This is a genomic window from Bacillus cereus group sp. TH152-1LC (assembly GCF_027710505.1).
GTDB classification, from domain to species: Bacteria; Bacillota; Bacilli; order Bacillales; family Bacillaceae_G; genus Bacillus_A; species Bacillus_A mobilis.
On sequence record NZ_JAQFNK010000022.1, the window covers coordinates 67,399 to 77,660 of the forward strand.

The following is a 10,262-nucleotide window of genomic DNA, read 5'->3' on the forward strand; positions in this document are numbered from 1 at the left end:
CACTTCTACTTTTTATAGTAATTCAAACACTCCTGCTGCTCCCATTCCGCCGCCGATACACATTGTTACGATACCGAATTGTTGGTTGCGGCGTTTCATTTCGTGAATAAGGGATAGTGTTAGTTTTGCTCCTGTACAGCCAAGTGGGTGTCCAAGTGCGATTGCACCGCCGTTTACATTTACTTTCTCTTCATCTAAACCAAGTTCACGAATAACTTGGATTGATTGAGAAGCGAATGCTTCATTTAGTTCGAATAGGCCAATATCAGATAGCTCTAAGCCAGCTAATTTTAATGCTTTTGGAATTGCTGCAATTGGGCCGATTCCCATTACTTCTGGTGGTACGCCAGCTACTGCAAATGAACGGAATTTCGCAAGTGGCTTCATGCCATCACTCACTGCTTTTTCACGATCCATTAATAGTACAGATGCTGCACCGTCACTCATTTGTGAAGAGTTACCAGCTGTTACAGAACCGCGAACGTTAAATGCTGGACGTAATTTACCTAAAATGTCTAGCGACGTTTCTGCTCTTACACCTTCGTCTTGTGCAAAAATGATTGTTTCTTCTTGCAATTTGTTATTTGATCCAACAGTTCGTAACGTTACATCTACAGATACTGTTTCATCAGCAAAGTTCCCTGCAGCTAATGCTTTCGCAGCACGTTGATGACTTCTTACTGCAAATGCATCTTGTTCTTCACGAGAAATTCCATATTTCACAGCAACTTGCTCTGCTGTATGTCCCATGCCCATATAATATTCTGGAGCTGCTTCTACAAGGCGACTATTTGGACGAACAACGTGTCCCATCATCGGAACTAAACTCATTGATTCCGCTCCGCCTGATAATACCGCTTCCGAGTGACCAAGCATAATACGCTCTGCTCCGTAAGCAATACTTTGTAAACCTGAAGAACAGTAACGGTTAATCGTAATAGCTGGAACATCGTAAGAAAGTCCTGCTAATCCGCCGATATTACGAGCCATGTTTAAACCTTGCTCTGCTTCTGGCATCGCACAACCGAAAATTAAATCATCGATTGGTCCTTCATAATTCGCACGCTTTAACGTTTCCTTTACTACTAACGCCCCTAAATCGTCAGGACGAACTGTTTTTAATGAACCCCTCTTTGCTTTTCCAATTGGTGTTCTTGCTCCCGCAACAATGACAGCTTCTCTCATGAACGATATCTCCCCTCGTTATTAGTTACGTAATGGCTTTCCTTTTACAAGCATGTGCTGCATTCTTGCTTGTGATTTCATCTCACTTACTAAGCTAATAAATGCTTCACGTTCTACATCTAATAAATACTGCTCATCAACTTCTGTTCCGTACGGCACTTTTCCGCCCGCAATGACATATGCAAGTTTCTTCGCAATGTGAAGATCATGTTCAGAAATGTAACCTGATAAATGCATTGCTTCTGCACCAAGTACAAGCGTTGCATATCCTGTTTCACCAACAACTGGTATCTTTTTACGAATCGGCGCTTTATAGCCAGCTTCATATAAAGCAAGTGCTTTTTGTTTCGCATCATATAGTAAGTGATCACCATTCACACTAATACCGTCTTTATCGCCTAAGAAGTTGTTCGATGCAGCTTCTTGTGCTGATGTAGAAACTTTCGCCATCGCTACAGATTCGAATACTTTATTCGCAACTTTTTGCAGATCAAACTCTACACCGTTTGGCATTTTGTTTAAGTGTTTAATGTATAGCTCTTTATTACCGCCTCCGCCAGGGATTAAGCCAACACCAACTTCTACTAAGCCCATATACGTTTCGCTAGAAGCTTGAATGCTCGCTGCTGGTAAGCAAACTTCTGTACCTCCACCAAGCGTCATACCATATGGTGCTGCCACAACTGGCTTAGAAGAGTATTTAATTTTCGTCATTGCATCTTGGAAGTTCTTCACAACCCACTCAATTTCAAAGTAGTTGTCATCTTGTGCTTCCATTAAGATCATTGCTAAGTTCGCACCAACGCAGAAGTTCTTCGATTGGTTACCGATAACAAGACCTTTATAATTCTTTTCTACTTCATCAACAGCGTAGTTAATCATTTGCGTAATATCCATACCAATTGCATTGCTCTTCGAATGGAATTCTAAGCAAAGGATGCCGTCACCTAAATCAATTAAGCTCGCTCCGCTATTTTTCTTTAATACGCCATTTTTCGCTTTTAATTGTTTAAGAGAAATTGCCTTTTTATTGCGTTCAATTAGCTTATATTCGCCATTATCGTAATAGTAGCTCTCTCCGTTATCATGTTTATAGAAAGTAGTGAAACCTTTCTCTACCATTTCTTTCACCCAAGTCGGAACAACTGCGCCGTTTTCTTCCATCTTTTGAACAGACTTTTCAACGCCAATTGCATCCCAAACTTCAAATGGTCCTTGCTCCCAGCCGAAGCCCCACTTCATCGCTTGGTCAATTGCAACGATATCGTCAGCAATTTCTTTATGAAGTTTTGCAGAGTATAAAAGAGTCGGTGTAATGATGTTCCATAACAACTCTCCTGCACGGTCTTTCGCGTATACAAGCGCTTTCAATTTATTTGATAAACCTTTTTCTTGTTTACTTAACTCGATAGATGCAGCTTTTAATTTTTTGCGAGCTTCGTACTCCATCGTTTCAGGATTCAATTCTAAAATTTCTTTTCCTTGTTTTAAGAAGAAGCCTTGACCTGTTTTACTTCCAAGCCATTTTTTATCAAGCATGTCATGCATGAAAGCTGGTACTTTAAATACATCACGCTCTTCTTCTTGTACGTTTTCATATACGTTATTTGCAACGTGTACGAATGTATCTAAACCGACAACATCTAATGTACGGAACGTTGCGCTCTTCGGACGACCGATAAGTGGGCCTGTTACAGAATCAACTTCTCCAATACTATAGCCGCGTTTTATCATCTCTTGAAGAGTTACTAATAAACCGTACGTACCGATACGGTTTCCAATAAAGTTTGGTGTGTCTTTTGCGATAACAACGCCTTTTCCAAGAACGTCTTCGCCAAATAGTTTCATGAAGCTTAATACTTGTGGATCTGTTTCTTTCGTCGGTATTACCTCTAGAAGTTTTAAATATCGTGGTGGGTTAAAAAAGTGTGTCCCTAAGAAGTGTTTCTGGAAGTCGTCTGAACGACCTTCTGCCATTTTTTCAACTGAAATGCCTGACGTATTCGAGCTTACAATAGAACTCGGTTTACGAACAGCATCTACTTTTTCAAATAGTTTCTTTTTAATATCTAAGTTTTCAACTACTACTTCAATAATCCAATCAACATCAGCTAGACGCTCAAGATCATCTTCTAAGTTACCTGCTTCAATCAGTGCTAGATTTCCTTTCACTGTCAGAGGAGCTGGTTTTTGCTTTAATAGTTTTTGCACAGCCGTATTACTAAAACGATTTCTCACACTTTTATGTTCTAATGTAAGTCCCTTCGCTTCCTCTTCTTTTGTTAGCGCAGGTGGTACAATATCAAGCAATAATGTAGGAATACCAATATTAGCTAAGTGTGCCGCAATCCCTGAACCCATTACGCCTGAACCTAGAACAGCAGCCTTTTTAATTTGGAACATCCAATTCTCCCCCTATTCTTGAATGAATGCTCATTCAATTTTTCGACATAAGTCGCAATCAATGAGTGAGCCTCTACTAATAAATATATGATACAGTTTGAATTTTCGCAATATATTTATTGATAAAATTTTCTGAAATAAATATTTTTCTTTTATTTGCCCATGCTATATGTATGTATTTTCTTCACTCAAATACACTTTTCCTTTTTATAATCTGACGAAAATGGAGGAATATATATGGCAAAACTTAAGAAGAACCCTTCAAAAGCTGGAATTAGCGCAGCAAGTGTAACTGGAAATGCAGGTCCGCATAATCACGGTGTGGACAAGGGCCGTCAAGGTAATAACCAACAATACAAGAAGCAGAATATGGGCGAAAAATAACGGTATATTTTTGGGCAGAAAACGTGGCATAATGGGTAATGGCTGCTTTTTCTGCCCAATTTATTTGTACATATGGAAAACAAAAGAGGGAACGATGATGAAACGAACAATAGTTATGATTGTAATGATTGCTACACTATTTACAGGGATGATTTTCTTCTCTTACGCACAAAGACAACAAGCTGTAAGAGCTGATCAACCTAGCATTACTGGGAAATACGCCATTACAATTGATGCAGACACAGGTGAAGTCTTGTATGGAAAACGAGAAGACGAACGCTCTTATCCGGCTAGTATAGCCAAAATGATGACGACCCTTCTCTTACTAGAGAATGTAAAAGAAGATGAAGAAATTACGATTACAGAGAACGCAATTAAAACAGAAAGTCAAAGTAAGAAAATTAAACTTCGTGCTGGGGAAAAGTTAAAGCGTGATGAGGCATTAAAACTGATGCTTATCATTAGTGCAGACCCAATAGCCGAATCAATCGCAGAACATATCGCAGGATCAAAAAATGAATTTGTAAAAATGATGAATGCTAGAGCGAAGGAACTTGGTACAAAACATGCGACTTTCAAAAACGCAAGTGGCGCTGATGCACTCGGAAATAAAGTATCACCTTACGACATTGCTATGATTACGAAAGAGGCATTAAAGTACCCAGTTGTTTTAGAATATATGAATTCAACACGTACAACTCTACATACTTCAGAACGCTCTCCAAACATCGCAAACTATGGACGAGAAGAACTATATGACGATCCATATGCAATTGGAAGTAAAAGCGGTCTATCAGCACTCGGAAAATATACGGTCGTAACAGTGGATGAAAAAGACGGTAAACGCGTCATTAATGTTGTATTATCTTCTTCTCGCACGCAACTATATCCTGATACGAAGAAAATGGCACATTACGCATTTCAGCAATTAAAATAACCAAGGAGTATTTTCTCCTTGGTTATTTTTTAACCATACCTTTTAATACGAACGCAACGTTTGCTGGACGTTCTGCTAGACGGCGCATGAAGTAGCCATACCAGTCGTTTCCATAAGGCACATAAACACGCATTTTGTAACCTTCTTTTACTAGCTCAAGTTGACGCTCATTACGAATACCATATAACATCTGGAATTCAAATTGGTCTCTTGGAATATTGTGTTCTTCGGCAAGTTTTTTCGTATATTCAATAATCGCTTCGTCATGTGAAGCAATTGCAGTATAATTTCCATTTAATAAGTGCATTTTTATAATTTTTTTATAGTTATCATCTACATCTTTCTTATCCGGGAACGCCACCTCTTCAGGTTCTTTATAAGCTCCTTTTACAAGACGTAAATTAGGACTATAAGCATTTAATTCTTCCATATCTTTTTCTGTACGATAAAGGTAGGCTTGAATAACTGTACCAATATTATCGTATTCAGATTTTAATTGTTTAAAGATCTCAATTGTTTTCCCGCAGCGCGTATAGTCTTCCATATCAATTGTAATAAACACACCATTTTCTTTTCCAGCTTCTAAAATACGGCGCATATTGTTCATTACGATTTCATCAGAAATATCTAATCCCATAGAAGTCATCTTTAAAGAAAGCTGCGAATTAAGACCTTCTCTTCCAATTGCACGAATCGCTTCAATCGATTCGCTAGCCATTTCATTTGCTTCCGCTTCGTTATCAACGAATTCACCTAAATAATCGATTGTTACACAAAGACCTTGCTTATTTAATGCTTTAATTGCAGCTGTCGCTAATTCAATCGTTTCCCCTGCGACAAAGCGACCTGCACCAAAGCGTAAACCGTACTTTTTAGCCAGTTTTGTTAGCGCTTTATTTTTTGACAAGAAAAGAAACGAATTTCGCATTAATTGTTCCATGTAATTCACCCCTATGACTGTGATTTATCTGTTTTTTACCCCTCTTCAAAATTATATCACTGTTTAAAATTATTGGATACAAATAATTATTTAGATAATTTATAAAATACTATAAAAACATTTAAAACCCTATATTTTCGCTTATAAATATGCAGGAAATATTTTTCGACATTTAGAAAAAACGAATTTACTAGGCACAAAATAAGCATGTCGAAAATATTCGACATGCTTATAAAACCCTTTATATTCCATGTAAATTATATAAGGATATTAATACAGAAAACTTGAGATTATATTTATCTCAAGTTTTTTTATTGCTCATTTCTCTTCTCTTCATTAAGCCTTTTAATATCTGTAATTAACTGTACCATCTCTTCTTTCGCATCAGGGTAAGTCTCATTCCAATGCTTCACTAAAGCTGGCATCGTCTTTGCTATGTAAGAATACAGCGCCCACTTCTGCACCTGTTCTTTTCTCTCATCATTGCTCTCTCCAAGTAATAGCTCCGTGTATTTCTCTAACAACCCATCAAATTGTTCGTTAAACTTTTCACTCATTTTATCTACCTCCTATATGAAAAAAGCAGCGAAGATCGCTGCTTTTTCTTATAATTTTGATCGAACAGAGTTTAATTTCTTCTCCATTGTGCTTACTTTATCACGACGATCATCGATACGAATTGTTGTCGCAACACGCTGTGCACCTTTCGTATATGGAACTTCATGCATTTGTTGAATAACTTCTAGAATGACAGGAAGATCTCCTTCAATAATTGTATTCATTGGTGTTAATTGATACTTCACGCGATCTGCATTTTTCTCTAGCACCTTTTGTACTTCTGCTACATATTCACTAACACTTGGATTACCTGTTCCTACTGGAATAATCGATACGTCAACAATTGCCATAGTAGTCTTCCTCCTATACTTGCTTCTTATATATCCATTGTCTATTTTACCGAAATACTCATCATTTTACTAATTTGTTATTCCTCTATTTTAAATTGCTCAACTAATCTTTCTAAGTCGCTCATGTGCTCCGTCAAGCTTTCCATCGTATGAGCTACCTTTTCTAGATGATTCACTTGAGATTCAGTTGCAGCATTTACCTCTTCCGAAACAGCTGCGCTTTCTTGACTCGTACCAGCAATTGTATGCATTACCGCTGTAATTTCTCCTTGCTCGTAACCGATGTTATGTACCTCTTCTACAATTTGTTCCACCGAAGTACTAATCGTATTTACAACTGACATAATTGTGCGGAATTCCGTTTCTGCCTCTGTCGTAACTTTATTTTGTATATCCGCAATATCTTTCAATTCACTTACAACTTCTACAACACGTCTTACCTCTACTTGTACATCACCAATCATCGTCGCAATTTCTACTGTTGCATCTTTTGATTGTTCCGCTAATTTCCGAACTTCTTCAGCAACAACAGCAAACCCTTTACCTTGTTCACCTGCACGTGCCGCCTCAATTGAAGCATTTAAAGCAAGTAAATTCGTTTGATCCGAAATACCTTTTATAAGCTCTACAACATTTTGAATCGACCCAACTCTTTGCTCTAACTTTCCGGAGGCTTCCTCTGTATGAACAACAATCGAAGATGATTGGCCCCTCGTACGAACTAAATTACGCATCGTATTTAATCCTTGCTTAGATGCCTCTTCAGCTTTGCCAGCCACTCCTTTTATTTCACCAACGGAGTGATTCATTTGTTCCACTGACTGCGCCATATTCTCGAGCTGTTCTGAAACTTCATCGACACTATTAGCAAGAGTAGACGCTCCTCCGCTCACATCATCCATTGCACCTGAAACTTCTCTACTAGCCGCTACAGTTTCATTCGTTAAATAATGTAGATTATTCGTTGATTGCTGCACTGTTGATACACTATTTTTAATTTTACTTACCATTTCATTCATTTGCTCAACCATATGATTAAAATGATTCGTCAGTTCTCCAACTTCATCCTTACTTGTCACTTTCATTTGCAACGTTAAATCACCTTCTGCTACTTTTTGAACGTGATTCTTTAATAGTTGCAGCGGTCTCGCTAATCTTCTTGAGAACAAGTATGAAGCTACGATTCCAACTAATAAGCTAATACATGCCATTATAAGGACTGTATTTCTCGTACTATTCAATAGCCCATCAATCGTTTCTTTTGGATAAAAGATTCCTATTTTCCATTTCATCAAATCAAATGACTGACTATAAACAACTACATCTTCACCTTTTAATGTAGTGACAGCATATTTTGTTACCTCTTTATTTAAACTCTTCACAAGTGGCTCTTTCGAAACATCTTTTCCGATTTTCTCTGGGTAAACAAGAGCCATACTTTTATCATTTATAATAAACATTTCTCCGCCATTATTGTATTGAATATTATGAAGTAACTTCTGAATTGTTCCAAGTGATACATCCATCGCAACAACACCTAATACAGATCCATCTTGAGCTGTAATGGCTTTAGAAACTCCCACGCTTAACTTACCTGTTGCAATTTCGTACATAGGTTGGCCCCAGTGAACCTTTTTCACATCGGCTTCTGAGTCTTTATACCATGGTCTTGTCGTTGGATCATATCCTTCTGGCACTTGTCCACCTTCAGCAAGATTGGCACTTAATGTTTTTTTATCTTTCGTACCAATATATAAGTCTAAAATACCAGGATGATTCTTTTTGTACTCCGAAAACTCTTTCGTCAAAAAGGCTTCTTCTTCTGGAGTAACTCCGTCTTGAAGTATATTACGAACCATCTCACTGTTCGCATAATATCCCATATCTTCATCCGTTCTTTGAACAAATGTCGTAAGTTGCTCTGTCACAAGATCCATCGTATTTTGAGAATACTGGTCTAAGGAGCGCACTTCCTTCTCTTTCTGTAATTGATACATAGCTGTACCTAATATTACAAACATCATAGAAATAAGCACCGAAAATACTACCGCAATTTTTAAACGTAAACTTCTCAACATCTTCCCCAATGCATCCCCTTCTCGTTGTATTATAATCATATTAATCACTATATTAAGTATAATGGATAAAATTAAAAAATTGAAATTAATTCTCATCTCAATTTGAGTAGAAAACCTACTACCACTTGTGCAAAAACAAATAGTTCATTATCCTTAATCTATATCATCTCATTCGTTCGGAGGGAACTATGTTACAAAAATTCGGTTTCTCACAGTATGAAAGCCAAGCTTATGAAGTTGTCGTATCAAGCAACGAACCACTAGATGCTACAACAATTGTGAAGCACTCTGGTGTTCCAAAAGCAAAAATATATGAAGTGCTAGCACGCCTAATCGATAAAGGCATGGTAATGGATTCTGTTTCTGAAAAGAAAAAGCTGTATACAGCATTACCACTCAAGCTAGCAATTGAAAAATTAACGACAGAATTTCAATCAAATATTAAAGAATTAGAAACAAATATATCGAAAAAATCATTTACAGATGACCGTGTGTGGAGCTTAAAAATGCAATCTTCTATTCGAGTTCAAAGTAAAGAACTCATCGAAAGTGCAAAAGAATCGATTCGTATTTCAGCTTGGAATGATACTCTTTTAGAATATCTTCCTTCATTAGAAGAAAAAGCAAAACAAGGTGTCAAACTCGAGTCCCTTATAGTTGGGCAAGTAGAAACAGAGTTAGAAAACATGCATTTTCTAATCCCAACTGAAGAACCTAACGCATTAGAACGCTACTTGCTGCTCATCGTTGACGACCGCGAAATTTTATTTGCTGGTGTAGAGCAAGAGTCATGGCAAGCGATGAAAACAATGTCACAACCTTTCGTAAAGTTCTTTACAGAATTTTTCTATCACGACGTTGCACTTGCAAAAATTACAGAGAAGCATCTGGATCTCTTCATGCAAGATGAGGAAATTAAGAGTTTGTTGAGGAAATTGAGATACTAAAAAAACGCCTCTATTACAAGGCGTTTTTTTTCTACATTTCTTTTCTATTTTTCACCCTTAACACATAAGCACCAGCAATAATAAAGCCAATTCCTAAAACGAATAAAACCGTAAATTCATTGCCAACGCCGCCAGTAGCTGGTAAACGCACTTCATTATGAGTATTAGGTTGTTGCATTGGCTTCACATCAGCGGATGGTTTCACTTCTCCACTCGGTGTTGGCTTATTTGGCTTAGAAGGAAATGATGCCTTTTCTTCTTTCTTATTTTTTACAATATGTTTAATAAGTTCTCCATCCTCTTTTATTTCAAATGCAAATGTCTCTTCATTTATTACATATCCATTTGGCGCTATTGTTTCTTTATACGTGTACTTTCCGTACGGTAGTTTGAATTTCGCTATACCTTTTTCATCCGTTTTCCCTTTTACTACTTCTTTCCCTTGTTCGTTGTAGATTGTAAATTCTGCATTTGGCAGTT

The 10,262-nt window shown here is 37.4% G+C and carries 10 protein-coding genes; 3 read left to right on the forward strand and 7 right to left on the reverse strand.

The window, feature by feature from the left end; all coding sequences use genetic code 11:
- Positions 1-12: 12 nt before the first annotated feature.
- Together PDL00_RS28890 and PDL00_RS28895 are read right to left on the reverse strand one after the other, a co-directional pair.
- Entirely contained in the window at positions 13-1,185 is a 1,173-nt protein-coding gene (locus tag PDL00_RS28890; RefSeq protein ID WP_001206340.1) for an acetyl-CoA C-acetyltransferase, read from the reverse strand.
- A gap of 21 nt (positions 1,186-1,206) precedes the next feature.
- On the reverse strand, positions 1,207-3,588 hold the full coding sequence (locus tag PDL00_RS28895; RefSeq protein WP_270732956.1) for a 3-hydroxyacyl-CoA dehydrogenase/enoyl-CoA hydratase family protein: 2,382 nt from the start codon (positions 3,586-3,588) through the stop codon (positions 1,207-1,209).
- Between the two features lie 237 nt (positions 3,589-3,825).
- Between PDL00_RS28895 and PDL00_RS28900 the strand changes: the two genes are divergently transcribed.
- A complete protein-coding gene (locus tag PDL00_RS28900; RefSeq protein ID WP_270732958.1) occupies positions 3,826-3,972 on the forward strand; it encodes a YuzL family protein in 147 nt (48 codons plus the stop codon).
- Positions 3,973-4,069: 97 nt separating this feature from the next.
- Positions 4,070-4,909 (forward strand): D-alanyl-D-alanine carboxypeptidase family protein, encoded by an 840-nt coding sequence (locus PDL00_RS28905; RefSeq protein ID WP_270732959.1) that lies wholly within the window; start codon positions 4,070-4,072, stop codon positions 4,907-4,909.
- Positions 4,910-4,931: 22 nt separating this feature from the next.
- On the opposite strand, the gene PDL00_RS28910 is transcribed toward PDL00_RS28905, so the two are convergent.
- The 4 genes from PDL00_RS28910 to PDL00_RS28925 all read right to left on the reverse strand — a co-directional run bounded on the left by PDL00_RS28910 (position 4,932) and on the right by PDL00_RS28925 (position 8,835).
- Complete coding sequence (locus PDL00_RS28910; protein ID WP_000436767.1) at positions 4,932-5,849, reverse strand: proline dehydrogenase family protein; 918 nt, start codon at positions 5,847-5,849, stop codon at positions 4,932-4,934.
- 311 nt (positions 5,850-6,160) lie between these two features.
- Positions 6,161-6,406 carry a YusU family protein gene (locus PDL00_RS28915; protein WP_001290586.1) on the reverse strand — a complete coding sequence of 82 codons (246 nt, stop codon included), beginning with the start codon at positions 6,404-6,406 and terminating at the stop codon, positions 6,161-6,163.
- A gap of 48 nt (positions 6,407-6,454) precedes the next feature.
- Entirely contained in the window at positions 6,455-6,757 is a 303-nt protein-coding gene (locus PDL00_RS28920; protein WP_001018860.1) for an MTH1187 family thiamine-binding protein, read from the reverse strand.
- A 77-nt stretch (positions 6,758-6,834) separates the two neighbouring features.
- On the reverse strand, positions 6,835-8,835 hold the full coding sequence (locus PDL00_RS28925) for a methyl-accepting chemotaxis protein (RefSeq protein ID WP_270732968.1): 2,001 nt from the start codon (positions 8,833-8,835) through the stop codon (positions 6,835-6,837).
- A 188-nt stretch (positions 8,836-9,023) separates the two neighbouring features.
- On the opposite strand from PDL00_RS28925, the gene PDL00_RS28930 reads away from it, so the two are divergent.
- Positions 9,024-9,782: a TrmB family transcriptional regulator gene (locus PDL00_RS28930; RefSeq protein ID WP_098870791.1), complete on the forward strand. Its 759-nt coding sequence runs from the start codon at positions 9,024-9,026 to the stop codon at positions 9,780-9,782.
- Between the two features lie 31 nt (positions 9,783-9,813).
- On the opposite strand, the gene PDL00_RS28935 is transcribed toward PDL00_RS28930, so the two are convergent.
- Positions 9,814-10,262 (reverse strand): SpaA isopeptide-forming pilin-related protein (locus tag PDL00_RS28935; RefSeq protein WP_270732963.1); only part of this gene is annotated, 449 nt, incomplete at its 5' end.